Genomic DNA, 20,305 nt, shown 5'->3' on the forward strand with positions numbered 1-20,305 from the left:
GGCGCCTCAATTTCAGTTGAACGTTTGTTGATAATCAGATGTCGGCAACGAAGGTCTGTTTCTGGGAACCGAGGCCTTCAATGCCGAGTTCAACGACATCGCCGGTCTTGAGGTAACGCGGGGGCTTCTGGCCCATGCCGACGCCGGGAGGCGTGCCGGTGGAAATGACGTCGCCGGGATGCAGAGACATGAACTGGCTGAGATAGGAAACGACATGCGCAACGCCGTAAACCATGGTCTTGCTGGAGCCGTCCTGCATTGTCTGGCCGTTGACCTTAAGCCACATTCCGAGGTTCTGCGGATCGGTGATTTCGTCCTTCGTGACCAGCCAGGGGCCGATCGGACCGAAGGTGTCGCAGGATTTACCCTTGGTCCACTGTCCGGCACGCTCCGTCTGGAACGCCCGCTCGGAAACATCGTGCGAAACGCAATAACCGGCGACGTAGTCGAGAGCATCGGCCTCAGATACATATTTCGCGGTCTTGCCGATGACGACGCCGAGTTCGACTTCCCAATCGGTCTTCTCAGAACCGCGCGGAATGACAACATCGTCGTTCGGACCGACGATTGCCGAGGTCGCCTTCATGAAAATGACCGGTTCCGGCGGTACGGTCGCACCGGTTTCAGCGGCGTGGTCAGAGAAATTGAGGCCGATGCAGATGAATTTTCCGGTTCCGGCAACGCAAGCGCCAATGCGCTCTTCGGAGATTACGGGAAGAGTGCCGAGGTCGATGGCGGCAATCTTCTTCAGGCCTTCCGGAGAAATGGCTTCACCGCCGATGTCTTTGACATGAGCAGACAGATCGCGGACTTTTCCTTCCGCGTCGAGGATCGCAGGTTTTTCCTGGCCAGGCTGGCCAACGCGCATCAATTTCATGGAACTCTCTCCCGGTTGTCAGACAAGGTGATGCATATATGAACGATACATTCATACTTGTCACCCCTTGACTGCTTCGACTTTCGAAAAATACCTTTTCCCTCCCGACAATCAAAAGGACACGCCCGTGACGAACAGCAATTCCCGGCAATCCGAATATCCAGTCGATCCACTCTTCCTCGATCGGTGGTCTCCTCGCGCATTCGATGGAGATGCGATGCCAAACGAGCATCTGCTGACCATTCTCGATGCCGCGCATTGGGCGCCATCGGCATCCAACCAGCAACCGTGGCGGTTTGTCTACGCGCACAAGGATAGCGAGGATTGGCCGCTCTTCGTGGAACTGCTGATGGAAGGAAACCAGCGCTGGGCAAAAAATGCCTCAGTGCTACTCTTCGTCCTTTCCCGCGACCACAATATTTCACGAGAGGGTGAGAAAAAGCCTTCAGCGACCCATTCCTTCGATGCCGGTGCGGCATGGTTTTCACTTGCCATGCAGGCGCATCTGCTCGGTTACCACGCCCATGGCATGGCAGGCATATTTAAAGACCAGATCGTGGAAAAGCTTGATGTTCCGGATGGATATAAGGTGGAGGCCGCAGTTGCCATCGGCACATTGACCGACAAGGCTGTTCTTCCTGACGATCTGGCAGAACGGGAAGTGCCCAGCAAGCGCCTCCCCCTTTCGGACGTAGCTTTCAAGGGGCGGTTCACCGGCAAGGCCGATTGATATCCGACAACACAGATGACAAAAGGCCCGGCGGAAATTGACCGCCGGGCCTTTCGTTAAAGTTTCGTTTCACGTGAATCGTCACGCGAGACGTCCCACAGGATTAAATGTCGAGATTGGCAACGCTGAGCGCATTTTCCTGAATGAAGTCGCGGCGCGGTTCCACCTCATCGCCCATCAGGCGCGAAAACAGACCATCGGCATCCGTCGCATCGTTGACCTTGACCTGCAGCAGCGAACGTACATTGGCGTCGAGTGTGGTTTCCCACAGCTGCTCGGCGTTCATTTCACCGAGACCCTTGTAACGCTGCATGGAAAGACCCTTGCGGCCGGCGGCGAAAATAGCATCCAGAAGCGCACGCGGTCCGGCCAGTTCCATAGTGCCGTCCTTGCGTTGCAGAACCGGCGGAGTGACGTAAATATCGCGCGTGCGGGCCGCGAGCTGATCGATATGACGGGCATCGACCGAACCGATCAGGCCCATATCGAGCGTCGAGATTTCCTTGACACCGCGTACCATGCGCTCGAAGCGCAAGCCGCCATCTTCCAGCACCATGCCGGACCAGCCGCGTTCGGTTTCTTCCGCGATCATGTCCAGACGCCGGGCCACTTCGGCAACGGTTTCCTGGGCACGGGCAGCATCGGCCGAAAGCTCGGGGTTCAGGGCGCCGGCAATGGCGGCCTGTTCCACGATGGAGCGGCTGTAGCGGGAATGCAGACCGTCGATCAGCGTGCGCATGCGCACCGCATCGAGAATGACCTCACGAAGGTCAGCGCCGATGCGTACTTCGCCGGAGCCGAGCGTCAGCGACGTATCCTCGATGCCCATCGAGATCAGATATTCTTCCAGCGCCTTCTCATCCTTGAGATACTGCACGGATTTGCCGCGCGTCACCTTATAAAGCGGCGGCTGGGCGATATAGAGATGGCCACGCTCGATCAGTTCCGGCATCTGGCGGAAGAAGAAGGTCAACAGCAGGGTACGAATGTGGGCGCCGTCGACGTCAGCATCCGTCATGATGATGATCTTGTGGTAGCGCAGCTTGTCTGCGTTGAATTCGTCCTTGCCGATCGACGTGCCGAGCGCGGTGATCAGCGTGCCGATTTCCTGGCTGGACAGCATCTTGTCGAAACGGGCGCGCTCAACGTTCAGGATCTTACCGCGTAGCGGCAGGATGGCCTGCGTTTCGCGCGAGCGGCCCTGCTTGGCCGAACCGCCTGCGGAGTCACCCTCGACGAGGAAGAGTTCGGATTTCGCCGGATCGCGTTCGGAGCAATCGGCAAGCTTGCCGGGCAGAGAGGCGATATCGAGCGCACCTTTGCGGCGCGTCAGTTCGCGCGCCTTGCGGGCGGCTTCACGGGCAATGGCCGCTTCCACCACCTTGCCGACAAGGATCTTGGCGTCGGACGGATGTTCCTCGAGCCAGGTGGACAGGGCCTCATTGACGAGACTTTCCACGACAGGGCGCACTTCGGACGAAACGAGCTTGTCCTTCGTCTGTGAAGAAAACTTTGGGTCGGGAACCTTGACGGAAAGAATTGCCGTCAGTCCTTCGCGGCAGTCCTCACCCTGCAAGCTGACCTTTTCCCTTTTCATGATGCCGGAAGTCTCGGCATAGGATGTCATCTGACGCGTGAGCGCCGCGCGGAAGCCGGCCATATGGGTGCCGCCGTCGCGCTGCGGAATGTTGTTGGTGAAGCAGAGCACATTTTCGTGGTAGCTGTCGTTCCACCAGAGCGCGACCTCAACCGTGATGCCGTCCTTTTCGCCATGAATGGCCACCGGCTTGTCTACCAGCGGTTTCTTAGCCCGGTCGAGATAACGCACGAAGGCTTCAAGACCGCCATCGTAGAGCAACTCTTCCTGCTTGATATCAGAATGACGCTTGTCGGTGAGCACGATACGAACACCGGAATTCAAAAACGCCAGTTCGCGCAGGCGATGCTCCAGCGTACCAAAATCATAATCCGTCATGGTGAAGGTGCCGGGGCTCGCCAGGAAGGTGACTTCCGTGCCGGAGCGGCCTTCATATTCGCCAATGACCGAGAGCGGAGCATCGGCAACCCCATGGGTGAAGCCGATTTCGTGCAGCTTGCCATTGCGGCGGATTCTGAGCTTCAGCCAAACCGAGAGCGCATTTACGACCGAAACGCCCACGCCATGCAGACCGCCGGAAACCTTGTAGGAGTTCTGGTCGAATTTTCCGCCCGCATGAAGCTGCGTCATGATGACTTCCGCGGCGGAAACGCCTTCGGAAGAATGGATATCAGTCGGAATGCCGCGTCCGTTGTCCGTTACCGTCACCGAACCGTCGGCGTTMAGCGTCACCGTCACCAGATCGGCATGACCCGCGAGCGCCTCGTCGATGGCGTTGTCGACCACCTCGTAGACCATGTGATGCAGACCGGAGCCGTCATCGGTATCGCCGATATACATGCCGGGCCGTTTGCGCACAGCATCAAGACCCTTGAGGACCTTGATCGAATCGGCTCCGTATTCAGTGTTGGCGCCGACTTCGCTTGACGATGTTTCGGTCATAAGTACTCTTTCCAAAATTTCCTGGCCAAGTTTTCAGTGAGAAGGCCTGAAGCCCGCGAATCACTCAAATCCGACATACGACTATAGAAATTCTACACTCAATCCCAAAGGCCACATGCCTCAGAACGCTGCATAAAGCAGGGGATAGAGGGGTTTCAATCGCAAGAACGGCTTTTTTGTAGCACCGCTGACAGTTCCTCTATCACACTCAGCGGCAGCTTGCGAATATCCCGCGCCAGCCGATTGGCAAAAGCCGTATATTGCGGCGGCAGACCGACCGTGTCGATCGCCACTTTGGGGTCGGAGGAGCCGGCGAGAAAGAACAATTCCTCCGCCTCATCCCAGATGATGTTGAAATATCCGGCGATGCGCTGGAGGAGATCGAAGCTCGGTTTGCCGCGTTTGCCGTGCTCCAGTGCCGAGAGATAAGCGGGGGAAACGCCGATTGCCGCTGCCATCTCCTTCTGTGTCACGCCCTTGCGCTCACGAAGCAGCCGCACAGCTTCTGCAAAGGGCGTCATGATTTTTCACCCTTGCGGCGCGCCAACCGGACATAGAGAGCGCCATCGCCGCCGTGATTGGCGGATGCGTCCTCATAGGATGAAATCAAATAACGATATTCCGGTTTGGCGAACCACATGGGCACGGCCCTTTTCAGCGCACCATCGCTGCCGATGGAGCGACCCTTGCCGGTGATGACGAGCACGTGCCGGAGGCCCCGTTCGTGCGCCCGCAATAGAAAATCGAGCAGAACCGCATGGGCTTCGCTCTGAAACATGCCATGCAGATCGATACGGCCTTCCAGCGGCAACCGCCCGCGCGTCAACTTGCGCTTAACCGGCTTTTCCATCGGTTGATGAATTTTTGGCTTCTTGTCCGGCGTAAAGGGCGAAACGTCCACCGGCTCCGCGAGCATCCTAGGGAAGACGGCGTTTGCCGTTTGCGGGACGACAGGTTCCGCCGCGGCTTCCTCGATATCGTCGAAAGCCAGCAAATCCTCCAGCCTGCCGGAGATGGGTCGGGCTGTTCTTGCGACCTTACCCCACAGAATGCGTTCTTCCTTGCCAAGCTTTCGACTGCCCTTCATCGCCGATACCTTTTCGCAGCAACATGCGGCAGCAGCATATAGAAATCGGCGTCGTTGCGCACTGTGCCTGCAAGTTCCCCGGCTTCAAAACCCGAGCCGGTGAAAATGTCGCCGCGTGCCGGGCCAACGATGGCCGAGCCGGTATCGAGCGCCAGCATCAACCGCGCGAAGGGCTTGCCATTATCCAGGTGGGTCAATGACGGCGCATGGATAAAGAAGGGAAAACCGAAGGTGTGGATGAGCCTGTCCACCGCAAGCGCCCGCCCGGCGACCAGCGGCACCTTGGCGGCGGCGATCGGTCCCATATCCAGGCCGGCAACATCAGCCTCCCGGAAAAAAATATAGGAGCGATTATGCCATAGCACCCCATCCACCTCATCCGGATGGTCGGCGAGCCATTTGCGAATTGTCTGCATCGAGATCGTTTTCGGATCCAGTTCCCCACGATCCAGAAGCAACCGACCGATCGGCGAGAACGGATGCCCGGCCTTGGCGGCATAGGTGATGCGTTTCACCTCTCCATCAGGAAACAGAAGACGGGCAGCACCCTGAACGTGGACGAAAAACAGATCGACCTTCGATCTCGCCCAGGCAATCTCAAGCCCCCTGCCCTGCAGATATCCTTCGTCGATCGCGCGGCGATCGGGAAAATAGGAAATGCCGTCCTCGCCCTCTCTGCCAAAAGCATAGGACGGATCAAAACCGCTCGGGCGATTTTCGTCGTCGATATCCACCAGCTCCGGTGGGCGGCGGTAGACCGGATACTTCCAGACATCGTCGCGGACTGACGATACCTCAAGCTCCGGTTCATAAAAGGCAGTTACAAAACCGCGTTTTCCGCCGGGTGGTGAAATTTTGAAAGGTACACAATTCGTCTCGAAAAACCGGCGGGCCTGCTGGGGACTATCCGCTTGTTCCTCATCGGCCAGTTCCAGAAGCGAGGCCAGTTCGCCGGCGGTGAGACCCAGCGCGCCGGTCCTGTAGGGTTTTGAATTCCGAAGATGTGACAGGATCGTCCGCATCGCCGGAAACAGCTTACGCGGATCATCCTCCTGCCATCCCGGCAGATCACCGAAAGAAACTTCTTCGAACGAAAAGGGCGTGTTCATTGCTCGGATTCAGTGGCGATCAGCTTCCAGTTGGGATCGCGCGAGCGGACATCACGCGAGAAGGTCCAGATGTCGTCCACTTCCGCAACCGCATCGGGATCGCCGTCCACCAGCTTGCCATCCTTGTCATAGGTGGCCGAAATCAGCTGGCTGACTATTCTGAGCGTGATCTGCTCTTCGGAATCGCGGATACCGGCCTGGGTGATATCGGCCTTCTCTATTCCCACGAAAGTGGACTTGACCACCTCGCCGCGACTTTCCCGCTCGGAAATGGCCGCCTCGAACCCGTCGAAAACTTCCTTCGACAGAAGGTTCTTCAACGTCTTGCGGTCACCATCGGCAAAACCCATGACGATCATCTCATAGGCCATGCGGGCGCCGTTCAGGAATTCCTTGGGGCGGAAGGTCGGGTCCTTGGTCATCAGCTCGCGCAGGGATGTATTCAAGGCAGTATCGACGGGTGCCAGAGCATCCGCCTCGGCAAAGCGGTTTTCGTCCTCCGCCTCAGAGCGTTTGGGCAGGGTCACGACCTTGTTATCGTCCGTGACGGGGCCTTTCGCGACATCGCGCGGCGTGTAAGGGTCGAATGGCGGCTTCTCATTGCCGGTTCGGCGACCAAGAACGCTGCGCAGCTGAAGAAAGATCAGCACCGCTGCAACGAGAAAAAACAATGTGATAAAGTCGCTAAAGCCCATCTTTTACCAAAACCGCCATTTAAATTCAAAAACCTGAACATCATATAGTCTGCATCTTATCATCATTCAAATGTGCAGATTCAATCATCGGTGTTCTCGGGAACCGGCAATCTGCCAGAGATGCACACGCAAGGCTAGAAGATGCGTTTTTCCTTTCTCCCAATTGTCATCCTGATGATGCCAATCCTGGAAATTGCCGGTTTCATCATCGTCGGCAAGACAATCGGTCTGTGGCTGACATTGGCGCTCGTCCTGTTCACGTCGTTTCTGGGGTTGCTGATCCTGCGGCTCGGCGGCATCGGCATGGTGAGAAATCTCCAGGCCGCAGGGCGCACCGGCGCCCAGCCTGCCGATGAGCTGGTCAATGGCGCCATGCGCGTCGTGGCGGGCATCCTGCTGTTCATCCCGGGTTTCATCACCGATATCCTCGGTCTCCTGCTTCTGTCGAAAACGGTGAGACGTTTTTTCTGGAAGATCCTCGGACCCCGCGTCGTCGTGGCCGGTTCTTTTCGCCAGTCGGGTCAACCCGGCGGCCAGACCGGCCCGCAACCCGGTGACTTTTCCGGGTTCAGCAATGGTCAGGCAAATAAGGGTAGCTCCAAGGTCGTGGACCTCGACGAAGAGGAGTTTCACCGCGAAGGGCCCAAGGATTCTCCCTGGTCCCAAAAGCCGGATGATCGCAACCTGCCCAAACCCTGAAGCACGGCAAAGGGTTAGAGAGGCGAGAGCACGAGGGTTGTAAGGCTCAAGTCGAAATGATAGACCGCCTTCCACGAAATCACGCCGCGAGGAAACGTAATGACCGCTGAAAATGGCGCACAGGGCGCAGTTAGTCCTTCCCTCAACATTCTTACCCAGTACATCAAGGATCTTTCTTTCGAAAATCCGGGTGCTCCTCGTTCGCTTCAGGCTCGTGACAATGCGCCGTCGATCAACATCAATGTCAATGTCAACGCAAACCCGATTTCTGGTTCGGATTTCGACGTTGTGCTAACGCTGAATGCCGAAGCCAAGGATGGCGACAAGGTTCTGTTTGCTGCCGAGCTGGTTTATGGCGGCGTGTTCCGCATTGCCGGTTTCCCGCAGGAACATATGCTGCCGGTGCTGTTTATCGAGTGCCCGCGCCTGCTGTTCCCCTTCGCACGCCAGATCATCGCCGATGTCACCCGCAATGGTGGCTTCCCGCCGCTGATGATCGATCCGATCGATTTCGCGCAGATGTTTTCGCAGCGCGTTGCCGAGGAACAGGCCAGAGCCAAGGTTCAGGCCGTACCGAACTGAATTGTACGTGACGCCGCTCTTTTTAGAGTTCACACAAAACAAAACCCGGGTTCATCGCCCGGGTTTTTTATTTGACGCTTCTCGTCATTTTTCAACGGCGCATCTAAGCGCCAGGCGCACTTAATTCTGGTAACGGTTCCAGATCGCCTTGTCGCCCATGCCGAGAACGAGCTTGCCGTGCGCCGCGATGGTCTCCGCATCCAGTCTTGATGGTAGAGGATGGGGCCTTTGCAACGGCTCATTCGGGACATCATCATCCTCGATAGTGACCGCTTGCTGTTTGGAGCCGGAACCGAAACCGAGCGCTGTCTGGCGCCCACCAATCATTTCTATGTAGACTTCGGCGAGCAGTTCGGAGTCGAGAAGCGCGCCGTGCTTGGTGCGGTGGGAGTTGTCGATCCCGTAACGTCGGCAAAGTGCATCGAGGGAATTCGGACCCATCGGGTGCTTGCGGCGTGCAAGCGAAAGCGTATCCGTCACCAATTCAGACGAGACCGGCGCAATGCCGAGGCGGGCAAATTCCGCATTGATGAAACCCATGTCGAATGTCGCATTATGCGCCACCCAGCGGGCACCTTCAAAAAATTCGCGGATTTCGTCGACGACTTCGGCGAATTTCGGCTTGTCTTTCAGGAAGTCGTCGGTGATGCCATGCACCGCAAGCGCGTCCGGGTGAACCTTGCGATCTTCCGGGTTGATATAAATATGCAATGTGCGGCCGGTCGGAAAATGGTTGTTGAGCTCGATGCCGCCGATTTCGATCACGCGGTCTAGTTTCGATTCAAGGCCTGTGGTTTCCGTATCGAAAATGATCTCACGCATTTTTCTCTCCGTTGCCCGAACCGGCACTTAGTCTCTGCAGAATTTCTCTTACCTGATCCCGTGCCGCTTCGACACCATTTCCGCTATCGATGATAAAATCGGCGCGCCGGCGCTTTTCGGCATCGGGCATCTGCCGGGCCAATATCATTTCGAATTTCTCTTCCGTCATGCCGGGACGGGACAAAACCCGCTGGCGCTGTATTTCCGGCGCGCAACTAACAACGACTACTTTATCGACCCTCGTTTCCCCGCCGGTTTCAAACAGTAGCGGGATATCGAGAACGGCGAAATTTTGATTTTCCTCTCTCGCCTTACGGAGAAAAGCTTCCTGTCTTTCACGAACAAGCGGATGGACGATTGCTTCCAGCATTCTAAAATTAGCCGGATTCTCCCTGAGGATGTTACCGAGTTCAAGACGGTCGACCGTGCCGGAAATGGTCGTGCCCGGAAAGGCGGCTTCGATCATCGGCACGGCTTCTGCTGAATAGAGGTCGTGCACAACCGCATCAGAATCGAGAACCGGTATACCTTCCGCGGCAAACAGTTTCGCCGTGGTCGTTTTTCCCATTCCGATCGAGCCGGTGAGACCGATGACGATCATCAATGTTTCTCCATATCCTCAATGATGAGGCAACGAAGAGTGTCATCAACTTCCGGCGTTTTGCCGAACCATTTTTTAAAGCCGGGTTTTGCCTGATGAAGGAGCATGCCAAGCCCATCGACCGTCGCAATACCCTGCGTCTGCGCCATCTGGAGGATGGGGGTTCTCAACGGCACATAGACGATATCGGTTACAACAGCACTTGCAGCAAGCGGCGAAAAATCAATCTCGGGCGCTTCCGTTCCGTCCATACCCAGCGATGTCGTGTTCACAAACAACCCGGCGTCCTGCATGACTTCATGAAGCGCGCCCTGAGGATGAGAAAAAACCCGTGCACCGAAACGGTCGGCCATTTCACGGGCACGTTCGACCGTGCGGTTCAGGACATGGATTTCGGCAATGCCGCGGTCCCGCAGCGACTGAACGACGGCCCTGCTTGCACCGCCGGCTCCGAACACCACCGCCCGGTCGGTTTTCTCCCATCCGGGATGGCGCTCATCGAGATTGGAAACGAAGCCATAGCCATCCGTGTTGGTGGCATGCAGCCTGCCCTCTTCCATCCAGACGGTATTGGCTGCACCCAGTTCCTCCGCCAGCTCGTCGGGACTATCCGCCAACTTAAAGGCCGCTTCCTTGTGCGGGATGGTGACATTGCCACCCACCGCAGCACCAGGTCCCTGTTCCTTTAGTGCCGTGATGAAATCGGGGAAGTCATCGGGGGCAACCTCAATGGCCTTATAGGAGCCGGGTATCCCGAATTTCTTCAGCCAGTAGGAATGGATGATCGGTGACCGGGAGTGCTTGATCGGATAACCGACAACGAAGGCGTTTATAGTTAATGTTTCACGTGAATCAGCCATCGATGACATCCATGTCGCGCAGTTTCATTAAGAGAGGCAGAAGCGGCAGGCCAAGAATGGTGAAATAATCCCCCTCTATCGAAGTAAATAGCTGGATTCCTTCGCCCTCGAGCTGATAGGCACCAACACTGCTCAAGGCCTTTTCACCCACGCGTTGCAGGTGGCGGGAGACGAATTCGGCGCTCAAATTTCGCACCGAAAGCTCGGCACTGGAAATCGTCTGCCATACGACATCACCGCCGCGGGCAAGAACGGCTGCACTGTTCAGGCGATGAACCTTGCCGGATAATGAGAGCAGATGTGCTTCGGCTTCGGCCATGTTTTTTGGCTTGTGGTACACCCGGGCACCGAGCGCCATCGTCTGGTCGCATCCAAGAACGAGTGCTTGCGGATGCAGGGCACTTACCGCGAGCGCCTTGGCCTTGGCCAGTTCCAGCGCAACCTCTTCCGGCTTTGCGCCATTTTTTTCCAGCTGCTCGTCGAGCGCGCGCTCGTCAATATCCGCCGGGATTGCCGAAAAGGTCAGCCCCGCATTACGCATCAACATCTGACGGGATGCGCTGGACGAGGCGAGGATCAACTCTTGTTTCATCGACTATCTGCTCCGAATGGTGCGATCCGGATTATCGTGTCCTCGGGCGAAGGGCAAGGATTGCCGCGGCCGTTTCCTCTATGGAGCGGCGTGTAACATCGATCAGCGGCCAATTGTTACGGGCACAGAGCGCACGCGCATATTTCAGCTCTTCCATGATGGTGGCGCGATCCGTGTAGCGTCCGCTGTCAAATCCGCCGGTCGTGCCGAGTTCCCGGTTTTCACGAACCTGGGATATGCGGTCCGATGTCGCGACGAGACCAACGATCAAAGGACGGGTGGCGGCATAAAGGCTTTCCGGCAACGGCACGTTTGGAACGACCGGTATATTGGCGGTCTTTATGCCTCTGTTGGCGAGATAGATGCTTGTCGGTGTTTTCGACGTTCGACTGATCCCAATGATGACGATATCGGCTTCGTCATAGCTTTCCGGCATTTGCCCGTCATCATGGTCCATCGCAAAATTGAGCGCTTCGATCCGCGCGAAATAATCCGCGTTCAGCGCGTGCTGCGCCCCGACCCGCCGTCTCGAAGGTGCGCCGAGATAGGTCTGGAAAATGCCGATGATCGGTTCGAGCACGTTGACACAGGGCACCCCGATCGCGTGACAGCGCAAATCCAGGAACTCGGCCAGCTGCTGATCCACGATCGTATAAAGAACGATGCCCGGTTCCTTGTCGATCAGATCCACCACCTGGGCGAGCTGCTTCTGGTTCCTGATCATCGGATAAACATGTTCCACCGGCATCGAAGCGTGGAACTGCGCCGAGACGGCACGACCGGCCGACATGAGAGTCTCTCCGGTTGAGTCCGAAATCAGGTGCAAATGGAAGAAACTTTTTTTGTTCTCCACGCTGTTTTTCTCTCGCTGTTGATAAACCGGGACAAACTTCCGAATTGTTCCGCGGGCCGAGCCGCCTCGTGGATAAAGTGGGTTTTTTCCACAATCCGCAAGTGGCGTCCTTGCTATCAGGCATGCCTGTGAATTGTCTGGAAACTCTGAACTTGTTCAAAACTGTCCACAGATGATCCACAGGCAACGGCTTCAAAGGATATAACTTAAATCTCTGAAAATATTATATAAATATCTATTATCCAATTTATTGCCATGAAGCGATGAAATGCCGTGTTCAGGTATTGGCGCTTACACCCGACTGCGGCATATCGACTGGAAAGATTTTAATCCTTGCTACTCACCGACTCTAAGAAATAGAAAATCTTTTAAATCTCTTAGATTTTATTTTTTGGAAGTTGGGTGGCATGAGCGAGCGTAAGGTTTTAAAGGTGTTGAACGGGCAGACGGTCACACCTCCGCCCATATGGCTGATGCGGCAGGCAGGGCGTTACCTTCCGGAGTACAGGGAAACGCGAAAGAACGCCGGCAGTTTCCTCGATCTCTGTTATAATCCCGAACTGGCAACCGAAGTGACCCTTCAGCCCATTCGCCGGTTCGGTCTTGATGCAGCTATCCTCTTTTCCGATATTCTGGTGATACCGGATGGGTTTGATCGCAATGTTTCCTTCAGCGAGGGAAAGGGTCCGGCCATGGATCCGATCGACGCGGATGGCATCGACAGGCTGGATGCGAGCAATGTCATTGCGCATCTTTCGCCCGTTTTCGAAACCGTCTCACGCTTGCGCCAGACCTTACCGGATGAGACGACGCTTCTCGGTTTTTGTGGTGCGCCCTGGACGGTTGCAACCTACATGATTGCCGGCCACGGAACACCTGATCAGGCGCCGGCGCGCTTGTTCGGTTATCGGGAGCCGGCAGCCATGGAAAAGCTTCTTGCCTTGCTGGCTGAGGTTTCCGCCGACTACCTTGTGGCGCAGATTGATGCCGGGGCCGATGCGGTGCAGGTTTTCGACTCCTGGGCCGGGGTGCTTGGCGAGAAGGAATTCGAGGAATATGCGGTAAAACCCGTCGCCCGTATCATCGCTTCGGTGCGCGCTCGCCGCCCCTCCGCGAAGATCATCGCCTTTGCCAAGGGGGCCGGTTATCTTTTGAAGGATTATCGCCGCAAAACGGGCGCAGACGCCATCGGGCTCGACTGGTCGGTGCCACTCGGTTTCGCAAGGGACTTGCAGAAGGAAGGCCCGGTACAGGGCAATCTGGACCCCATGCTGATGGTGGCGGGTGGCAAGGCTCTGGAGGACGGTATCGACGCTGTGCTGCAGGCTCTGGGACAGGGCCCGCTGATCTTCAATCTCGGCCATGGCATCACGCCGCAGGCCGATCCTGAAAACGTTGCAAGGCTGGTGCAGCGGGTGCGTGCCGGCGGAGCCGGGGCATGAGCGGAGAGAAGCAGACCTCCGCCCGCTCAGGAAACAGGGCCGCCCTTCGCGCAGGTATGGCGCTTGGTGTCTTTGCCGCTTTTGTCGCGCTGTTGTTTTACGCCGATCCGGCCGATCTCTATCTCTGGATCAAGGCGCTTCATATCATCGCGGTGATTTCCTGGATGGCGGCGATTTTTTACCTGCCGCGCCTGTTCATTTACCACACCGATGCACCCACCGGTTCGCAGCAATCCGAAACCTTCAAGGTGATGGAACAGCGGTTGATCAAGGTCATCATGAACCCGGCGATGATGATCAGCTGGATATTAGGGCTTTATCTCGCATGGTCGGTTTATGGTTTTTCCGGCGGCTGGCTACATGCGAAAATCGCACTGGTGGTGCTACTAACCATCGCCCACGTCTATTTCACCCGCAGTGCCAAACGGTTCGCCCGGGATGAAAATATCAGGCCTGCCCGTCACTGGCGGTTGATGAACGAGGTTCCGACGGTACTGATGATCCTCATAGTCATACTTGTGGTTGTGAAACCCTTCGGTTAAGAGGTCGCAACGATAAATTTCGCGGAATTCGTGCTTTCCTCTTGCAGTAGCCCTATTCAATCGCTATTTTCGGACCACTCATCTCGTGGCATGTGAATTATTCAGTCATCTGCGGCTTCTCCCTCAGCATCTGATTCGCGAACACGCCCTCCCCCGACATTACATTATCAAACGGTCTTTCCTTCATGGCTGAAATGAAGCTTCAGGAACTTAAGAGCAAATCGCCTACCGACTTGCTAACTTTTGCTGAATCCCTGGAAGTTGAAAATGCGAGCACCATGCGCAAGCAGGAGCTTATGTTCGCAATCCTCAAGGTTCTCGCGAGCCAGGACATCGAAATTATCGGCGAAGGCGTCGTTGAAGTCCTGCAGGACGGTTTCGGTTTTCTACGGTCCGCAAATGCAAATTATCTGCCGGGTCCGGACGATATCTACATTTCGCCCTCGCAAATTCGCCGTTTCTCTCTGAAGACCGGCGATACTGTCGAGGGGCCGATCCGTGGACCCAAGGAAGGCGAACGTTATTTCGCGCTTCTCAAGGTCAACACGATCAATTTTGACGATCCTGAAAAGATCCGTCACAAGGTTCACTTCGATAACCTGACGCCGCTTTATCCGAATGAGCGGTTCAAGATGGAGCTGGAGCTTCCGACATCGAAGGATCTGTCGTCGCGTGTGATCGATCTGGTCGCGCCACTTGGCAAGGGCCAGCGTGGATTGATCGTCGCGCCGCCGCGTACCGGTAAAACTGTTCTCTTGCAGAACATCGCGCATTCCATCACGGCTAACCATCCAGAATGTTACCTGATCGTCCTTCTGATCGACGAACGTCCGGAAGAAGTCACCGACATGCAGCGCTCAGTCAAGGGTGAGGTGGTGTCGTCAACCTTCGACGAACCGGCTGTACGCCACGTCCAGGTGGCCGAAATGGTCATCGAAAAGGCGAAGCGTCTTGTCGAACATGGCCGCGACGTCGTCATCCTCCTCGATTCAATCACCCGCCTCGGCCGAGCTTATAACACGGTCGTTCCGTCTTCCGGCAAGGTCCTGACCGGTGGTGTGGATGCCAACGCGTTGCAGCGGCCGAAGCGTTTCTTCGGTGCCGCACGTAACATCGAAGAAGGTGGATCGCTGACGATTATCGCGACTGCGCTGATCGACACCGGCAGCCGCATGGACGAAGTCATCTTTGAAGAATTCAAGGGTACGGGTAACTCGGAAATCGTGCTTGACCGTAAGGTCGCTGACAAGCGTATCTTCCCGGCGCTCGATATTCTCAAGTCCGGTACACGTAAGGAAGACCTGCTCGTGCCGCGTCAGGATCTCCAGAAGATTTTCGTGCTTCGCCGCATTCTCGCGCCGATGGGAACGATGGATGCCATCGAGTTCCTGATCGACAAGTTGAAGCAGACCAAGACCAATTCGGATTTCTTCGAATCGATGAATACCTGATCCGGAGTTTTACCGGTTCCATCGACAAAGCTTTAAAGCCGCATCCGTTCATTCGGATGCGGCTTGACTGTTTTAACCGAGGTGAATGATGCCAGCTTCCGCCGATACCATTTATGCGCTCTCCAGTGGAGCATTGCCGGCCGGCGTCGCAATTATCAGGATCAGTGGGCCCGGCGCGTTCGAAGCCTTTGTGACGTTGGCCGGTCGTGACCTTCCCGCACCGCGGCAGGCGGCTCTATGTTCGATTCGAAACCGAAACAATGAGATCATCGACCAGGCGCTGATGATCGTTTTCCCTGCACCAAATTCCTTTACGGGTGAGAACTGCATCGAAATCCACAGCCACGGCAGCCGTGCGGTTGTCGCATCAATTTTTGCCGAGCTCGAACTGCTCGAAGGATTTCGGCCTGCGGATGCCGGCGAGTTCTCCCGCCGTGCGTTTGAAAACGGCAAGATGGATCTTCTCGAAATTGAAGGTCTGGCGGATCTGCTGCAGGCTGAAACGGAGATGCAGCGGCGTCTGGCGGTTGAGCAGAGCACTGGTAAGCTGTCAGCGCTCTACGATGGCTGGGCAGGCCGGTTGACGCGTGCTCGCGCCCTGATCGAGGCAGAGCTGGATTTCGCCGACGAGGAAGATGTGCCGGATTCCGTTGCCGCGCAGGTGTGGGACGCGATGATGCAACTTCATGGTGAAATCAACAGCCATCTCAAGAACGGCGGAAGCAGTGAGATTATTCGTGACGGGTTCAAGGTGGCGCTGGTGGGAGAGCCTAACGCTGGCAAGTCTACGCTTCTTAATGCTCTGAGCGGCCGTGACGTTGCTATTGTCACTGACATTGCTGGTACGACCAGAGACGTGCTGAGCGTTGATATTAATCTCGACGGTTATCTGGTCCGCATATTCGATACGGCCGGAATTCGGGAGACGCAGGATGTGGTCGAAAAGGAAGGCGTAAGGCGGGCCGTTCTGACAGCGGAAACCGCGGATCTTATTTTGATATTGCAAGATAACGATTCGACTCCGAAACAATCGATCATTTCGCTGGAAAATGCTCGCCATTTGCATCTACGGACAAAAACCGCGATTTCCTCTTCTACAGTTGACGCTGTTTTTGATCTCGCCATCTCCGCCAGGGAAGGCGTCGGTCTCGACGAATTGCGTCTATTGATCAAGCGAGAGATTGAAAGCAGGGTTGGTGTTGCACAGACATTGGTCCCTGCCCGCGCCCGCCACAAAAAACGACTTGAAGAGACGCTGAACTATGTTAGTGATGCGCTCAATTCCGAGACCATGGACCTTGCGATAAGGTCCGAATATTTGAGACTCGCAGCAACATCGCTTGGACGCATTACGGGTCGCGTCGATGTGGAAGATTTGCTGGGCGTAATATTCTCGGAATTCTGCATAGGAAAATGATTCACGTGAAACATTGGTGGCCAATACGGCAAAGCCGATGATTTGGGATAAGGCGCAGGGATATGCACCAGTCATTTGATGTCATTGTTATCGGTGGTGGACATGCCGGCAGCGAAGCTGCGGCGGCCGCTGCACGACATGGCGCTAAAACCGCTCTCGTTACCCATAAGCGAGAGACGATCGGGGTGATGTCCTGTAACCCGGCAATCGGTGGTCTCGGTAAAGGACACCTGGTCCGCGAAATTGATGCGCTGGACGGTTTGATGGGCCGGGTTGCTGATGCAGCGGGAATTCAATTCCGTATGCTCAATCGCAAAAAAGGCCCCGCCGTCCGCGGGCCGCGTACGCAGGCTGATCGGCGACTTTATCGCGAGGCCATGCAACGGGAAATCAATGCGATTGAAAACCTTAGCATTATTGAAGGTGATGCTTTCGATATTGAAATGGCGGATGATAAGGTCTGCGCCGTAATCATGGCAAACGGTAGCCGGATTCCTTGTGGTGCTGTTGTGTTGACGAGCGGCACTTTTCTACGCGGCCTTATTCATATCGGCTCCGAAAAGATTCCCGCAGGCCGGGTTGGTGAAAAACCGTCTCTTGGCCTTTCCGAAACGCTTGGCCGTCTGGGCCTCGCCATGGGCCGGCTGAAGACTGGCACCCCTGCCCGGCTTGATGGTCGCACGATCGATTGGAACGCTGTGGATCGGCAAGCGGCCGATGAAGATCCCGTTCCGTTCTCCTTTATGACGGATCGCATTGTCAATCCACAGATCGAATGCGGCGTAACCCGGACGACGCCGGCGGGACACAAGATCATTCAGGATAATATTCATCTGTCAGCGATGTATTCGGGACAGATCGAGGGTGTTGGCCCGCGCTATTGTCCGTCGATCGAAGACAAGATTACACGCTTCGGTGAACGGGACGGCCACCAGATATTCCTAGAGCCAGAAGGCCTTGATGACCACACAATTTATCCAAATGGTATTTCTACGTCGCTTCCTGCCTCAGTTCAGGAGCAGTTTATCCGCACCATCCCCGGCCTTGAGCAAGTCAACATCATTCAGCCCGGCTACGCGATTGAATATGACTATGTCGATCCGCGTGAGCTGAAGCCTTCTCTGGAATGCCGGAAAATTCCGGGATTGTTCCTGGCAGGGCAGATCAATGGCACGACGGGTTATGAAGAGGCGGGCGCCCAGGGTCTGGTTGCCGGGTTGAATGCGTCGCTATATGCAGGCAATGCAGACCCCATTCATTTCAGTCGTACGGAATCCTATATCGGTGTGATGATCGACGATCTCACCTCCAAGGGTGTCAGCGAACCCTATCGAATGTTTACGTCGAGAGCCGAATATCGGCTTTCACTTCGCGTTGACAACGCTGATCTGCGACTTACGCCTGTCGGTCAGATGGCCGGCATTATCGGGCATGACCGCCAAAAACGCTTCGCAGATTTTATCTCAGATCTGGATCGGGGTCGCGAGCTGATGAAGAGCATTTCCATCAGTCCCTCCCAGGCTGCTAAACAGGGATTGAAACTCAACCAGGACGGTCAACGTCGTTCGGTTTATGAAATGCTCGCCTACCCCGATATCACGATGGAAACTCTTACCACTCATTGGCCGGAGCTACGGGCGCTTAATACCAAGGTCGCTGAGGTTTTGGAAATCGAAGCGAGTTACGCTGTCTATATGCAGCGTCAAAGCGCGGATATTGTCGATATCAAGCGAGACGAAGACAGAAAAATCCCCAATGATTTCGATTTCCAGTCTTTGTCCGGTCTCTCCAACGAACTGAAACAAAAGCTGGAAAAGGCACGTCCAGAGAACATTGCCCAGGCTGCGCGTGTTGACGGTATGACACCTGCTGCGATATCGCTGCTTCTCGCACTTCTGCGGAAAGGCTCCGCATCAGGAAGTGAAAAATTGCGCATGCACCAATAGCGAGTCGGACCATGAAGATAAACGGCCAGAGTGTTTCACGTGAAACACAGGAGAGGCTCGAGCATTTCGTCGAGCTTTTCAAGAAGTGGAACAAAACCACAAATCTGGTTGCGCCTTCGACTCTCATTGAGCTCTGGAGCCGGCATGTCGCGGACAGTGCACAGATATTTCAGCTCGCCCCTCAACCGCAAAAATGGATTGATCTGGGAAGCGGCGGCGGTTTTCCGGGCGTCATTACAGCGATTTTTCTCGCGGAACTGGGTGATGGTTGGGTCGATCTGGTTGAGAGCAACAATAAAAAGGCTGCGTTTTTGCGAATTGCGCTGAAGGAAACCGGCGCAAGAGGCGCGGTTCATCCAGTCAGAATTGAAAAAGCGCCTGAAACCGTTGAAAATTGCGATGCGGTTTCGGCAAGAGCCCTCGCCGAGATGAATTTACTTTTCGAATATATTCACCCGTGGGCGCAAAATAATCCAAATCTCAGGGCATATTTCAATAAAGGCAGGGATTATGAATCCGAACTGCAGAAAGCGCATGGCCGCTGGCAGTTTGATCTGATAAAACACCAGAGTGCCATTGAGGCAGATTCTGTTGTTCTTGAAATCAGTAACCTCACTAAGAGGCACTGACGAGCTGGTCAGGTGCGGTATGACTTCTGAAAAAAACCGGATTATCGCAGTCGCAAACCAGAAGGGTGGCGTTGGCAAAACAACGACGGCCATCAATCTGGCTACCGCGTTGGCGGCTATTGGAGAGCGTGTGCTGATCATTGATCTCGATCCGCAGGGTAATGCCAGCACAGGATTGGGAATCGACCGCAAAGAGCGCAAGCTTTCTTCCTATGATCTTCTGGTGGGTGATCATACCGTTGCCGAAGTTGCGGTTCCGACAGCAGTTCCGAACCTCGATATCGTCCCGTCAACGATGGATCTTCTGGGCTTTGAGATGCAGGTTGCGAATGTTGCCAACCGTGTCTTTCTGTTGCGTACCGCCATGGAGACGCAGGAAGCGAGAGACTATTCCTACATTCTGGTAGATTGCCCGCCCTCTTTTAATCTTTTGACGATGAATGCCATGACCGCCGCCCATTCGGTGCTGGTACCGTTGCAGTGCGAGTTCTTTGCGCTGGAAGGCCTCAGCCAGCTGCTGGATACGGTTAGCCAGATACGCGGCTCCGTCAATCCGCAGCTTGATATTCAGGGTATCGTTCTCACGATGTTCGATGCGCGCAACAATCTTGCGCAGCAGGTGGTTTCCGATGTGCGGATGCATCTGGGAGAAAAGGTTTACCACACTCTCATTCCGCGCAATGTTCGGGTTTCCGAAGCGCCGTCTTATGGTAAACCGGCAATTCTTTATGATCTGAAATGCGCTGGCAGCCAGGCTTATTTGCAATTGGCTTCCGAAGTGATCCAGAGAGAGCGTCTGCGCAAGGCGGCCTGACGTTTTGCCGGAGTATAT

21 protein-coding genes are annotated in these 20,305 nt (G+C 55.5%); 10 read left to right on the forward strand and 11 right to left on the reverse strand.

What is annotated here, in order from left to right; all coding sequences use genetic code 11:
- Positions 1-34: 34 nt before the first annotated feature.
- Entirely contained in the window at positions 35-877 is an 843-nt protein-coding gene (locus tag AC1DCP_RS11585; protein WP_038489218.1) for a fumarylacetoacetate hydrolase family protein, read from the reverse strand.
- Between the two features lie 127 nt (positions 878-1,004).
- Between AC1DCP_RS11585 and AC1DCP_RS11590 the strand changes: the two genes are divergently transcribed.
- Positions 1,005-1,607, forward strand: a complete 603-nt coding sequence (locus AC1DCP_RS11590; RefSeq protein ID WP_013635180.1) for a nitroreductase family protein — start codon at positions 1,005-1,007, stop codon at positions 1,605-1,607.
- Positions 1,608-1,710: 103 nt separating this feature from the next.
- Here AC1DCP_RS11590 and gyrB read toward each other — a convergent pair whose 3' ends face one another.
- The 5 genes from gyrB to AC1DCP_RS11615 form a co-directional block, all read right to left on the reverse strand.
- Positions 1,711-4,146, reverse strand: coding sequence for a DNA topoisomerase (ATP-hydrolyzing) subunit B (gene gyrB, locus AC1DCP_RS11595; RefSeq protein WP_476774293.1), 2,436 nt, complete (start codon positions 4,144-4,146; stop codon positions 1,711-1,713).
- A gap of 155 nt (positions 4,147-4,301) precedes the next feature.
- Positions 4,302-4,667 (reverse strand): helix-turn-helix domain-containing protein, encoded by a 366-nt coding sequence (locus AC1DCP_RS11600; protein WP_003516346.1) that lies wholly within the window; start codon positions 4,665-4,667, stop codon positions 4,302-4,304.
- A complete protein-coding gene (locus AC1DCP_RS11605) occupies positions 4,664-5,233 on the reverse strand; it encodes a Smr/MutS family protein (RefSeq protein WP_013635178.1) in 570 nt (189 codons plus the stop codon). The genes AC1DCP_RS11600 and AC1DCP_RS11605 overlap by 4 nt, the downstream gene beginning before the upstream one ends.
- Entirely contained in the window at positions 5,230-6,342 is a 1,113-nt protein-coding gene (gene mltA, locus AC1DCP_RS11610) for a murein transglycosylase A (RefSeq protein ID WP_038489214.1), read from the reverse strand. The genes AC1DCP_RS11605 and mltA overlap by 4 nt, the downstream gene beginning before the upstream one ends.
- Positions 6,339-7,037: a Tim44/TimA family putative adaptor protein gene (locus AC1DCP_RS11615; protein ID WP_003516349.1), complete on the reverse strand. Its 699-nt coding sequence runs from the start codon at positions 7,035-7,037 to the stop codon at positions 6,339-6,341. Before AC1DCP_RS11615 ends, mltA begins: the two co-directional genes overlap by 4 nt.
- Before the next feature lie 141 nt (positions 7,038-7,178).
- On the opposite strand from AC1DCP_RS11615, the gene AC1DCP_RS11620 reads away from it, so the two are divergent.
- Entirely contained in the window at positions 7,179-7,736 is a 558-nt protein-coding gene (locus AC1DCP_RS11620; RefSeq protein ID WP_065688733.1) for an FxsA family protein, read from the forward strand.
- Between the two features lie 99 nt (positions 7,737-7,835).
- Complete coding sequence (secB, locus tag AC1DCP_RS11625; RefSeq protein WP_003516359.1) at positions 7,836-8,318, forward strand: protein-export chaperone SecB; 483 nt, start codon at positions 7,836-7,838, stop codon at positions 8,316-8,318.
- Between the two features lie 120 nt (positions 8,319-8,438).
- On the opposite strand, the gene dnaQ is transcribed toward secB, so the two are convergent.
- Genes dnaQ through AC1DCP_RS11650 form a run of 5 tightly spaced genes read right to left on the reverse strand, consistent with a single transcriptional unit; the run spans position 8,439 to position 12,046 of the window.
- Positions 8,439-9,140 carry a DNA polymerase III subunit epsilon gene (gene dnaQ, locus AC1DCP_RS11630; RefSeq protein WP_003516361.1) on the reverse strand — a complete coding sequence of 234 codons (702 nt, stop codon included), beginning with the start codon at positions 9,138-9,140 and terminating at the stop codon, positions 8,439-8,441.
- On the reverse strand, positions 9,133-9,741 hold the full coding sequence (gene coaE, locus AC1DCP_RS11635) for a dephospho-CoA kinase (protein WP_065688732.1): 609 nt from the start codon (positions 9,739-9,741) through the stop codon (positions 9,133-9,135). The genes dnaQ and coaE overlap by 8 nt, the downstream gene beginning before the upstream one ends.
- Positions 9,741-10,601, reverse strand: coding sequence for a shikimate dehydrogenase (locus tag AC1DCP_RS11640; RefSeq protein WP_003516366.1), 861 nt, complete (start codon positions 10,599-10,601; stop codon positions 9,741-9,743). Before AC1DCP_RS11640 ends, coaE begins: the two co-directional genes overlap by 1 nt.
- Positions 10,594-11,193, reverse strand: a complete 600-nt coding sequence (locus tag AC1DCP_RS11645) for a Maf-like protein (RefSeq protein WP_019565949.1) — start codon at positions 11,191-11,193, stop codon at positions 10,594-10,596. Before AC1DCP_RS11645 ends, AC1DCP_RS11640 begins: the two co-directional genes overlap by 8 nt.
- A gap of 31 nt (positions 11,194-11,224) precedes the next feature.
- Entirely contained in the window at positions 11,225-12,046 is an 822-nt protein-coding gene (locus AC1DCP_RS11650) for a pyruvate, water dikinase regulatory protein (protein ID WP_003516369.1), read from the reverse strand.
- A 407-nt stretch (positions 12,047-12,453) separates the two neighbouring features.
- Here AC1DCP_RS11650 and hemE point away from each other — a divergent pair, with 407 nt between their 5' ends.
- From hemE to AC1DCP_RS11685, 7 genes are all read left to right on the forward strand, one after another.
- Positions 12,454-13,488, forward strand: coding sequence for a uroporphyrinogen decarboxylase (gene hemE, locus AC1DCP_RS11655; RefSeq protein ID WP_019565951.1), 1,035 nt, complete (start codon positions 12,454-12,456; stop codon positions 13,486-13,488).
- The gene (gene hemJ, locus AC1DCP_RS11660; RefSeq protein ID WP_026330887.1) at positions 13,485-14,030 is read left to right on the forward strand and encodes a protoporphyrinogen oxidase HemJ; all 546 of its coding nucleotides are present in this window, start codon (positions 13,485-13,487) and stop codon (positions 14,028-14,030) included. Before hemE ends, hemJ begins: the two co-directional genes overlap by 4 nt.
- A 185-nt stretch (positions 14,031-14,215) precedes the next feature.
- A complete protein-coding gene (gene rho, locus AC1DCP_RS11665; protein WP_013637014.1) occupies positions 14,216-15,481 on the forward strand; it encodes a transcription termination factor Rho in 1,266 nt (421 codons plus the stop codon).
- 85 nt (positions 15,482-15,566) lie between these two features.
- Complete coding sequence (gene mnmE / locus AC1DCP_RS11670) at positions 15,567-16,898, forward strand: tRNA uridine-5-carboxymethylaminomethyl(34) synthesis GTPase MnmE (protein ID WP_065688731.1); 1,332 nt, start codon at positions 15,567-15,569, stop codon at positions 16,896-16,898.
- Between the two features lie 62 nt (positions 16,899-16,960).
- Positions 16,961-18,844, forward strand: a complete 1,884-nt coding sequence (gene mnmG, locus AC1DCP_RS11675) for a tRNA uridine-5-carboxymethylaminomethyl(34) synthesis enzyme MnmG (RefSeq protein WP_065688730.1) — start codon at positions 16,961-16,963, stop codon at positions 18,842-18,844.
- 11 nt (positions 18,845-18,855) lie between these two features.
- The gene (gene rsmG / locus AC1DCP_RS11680; RefSeq protein WP_065660008.1) at positions 18,856-19,473 is read left to right on the forward strand and encodes a 16S rRNA (guanine(527)-N(7))-methyltransferase RsmG; all 618 of its coding nucleotides are present in this window, start codon (positions 18,856-18,858) and stop codon (positions 19,471-19,473) included.
- A 19-nt stretch (positions 19,474-19,492) separates the two neighbouring features.
- Positions 19,493-20,287, forward strand: coding sequence for a ParA family protein (locus AC1DCP_RS11685; protein ID WP_013637010.1), 795 nt, complete (start codon positions 19,493-19,495; stop codon positions 20,285-20,287).
- Positions 20,288-20,305 lie beyond the last annotated feature (18 nt).

The organism is Agrobacterium sp. 10T429, from assembly GCF_056393925.1.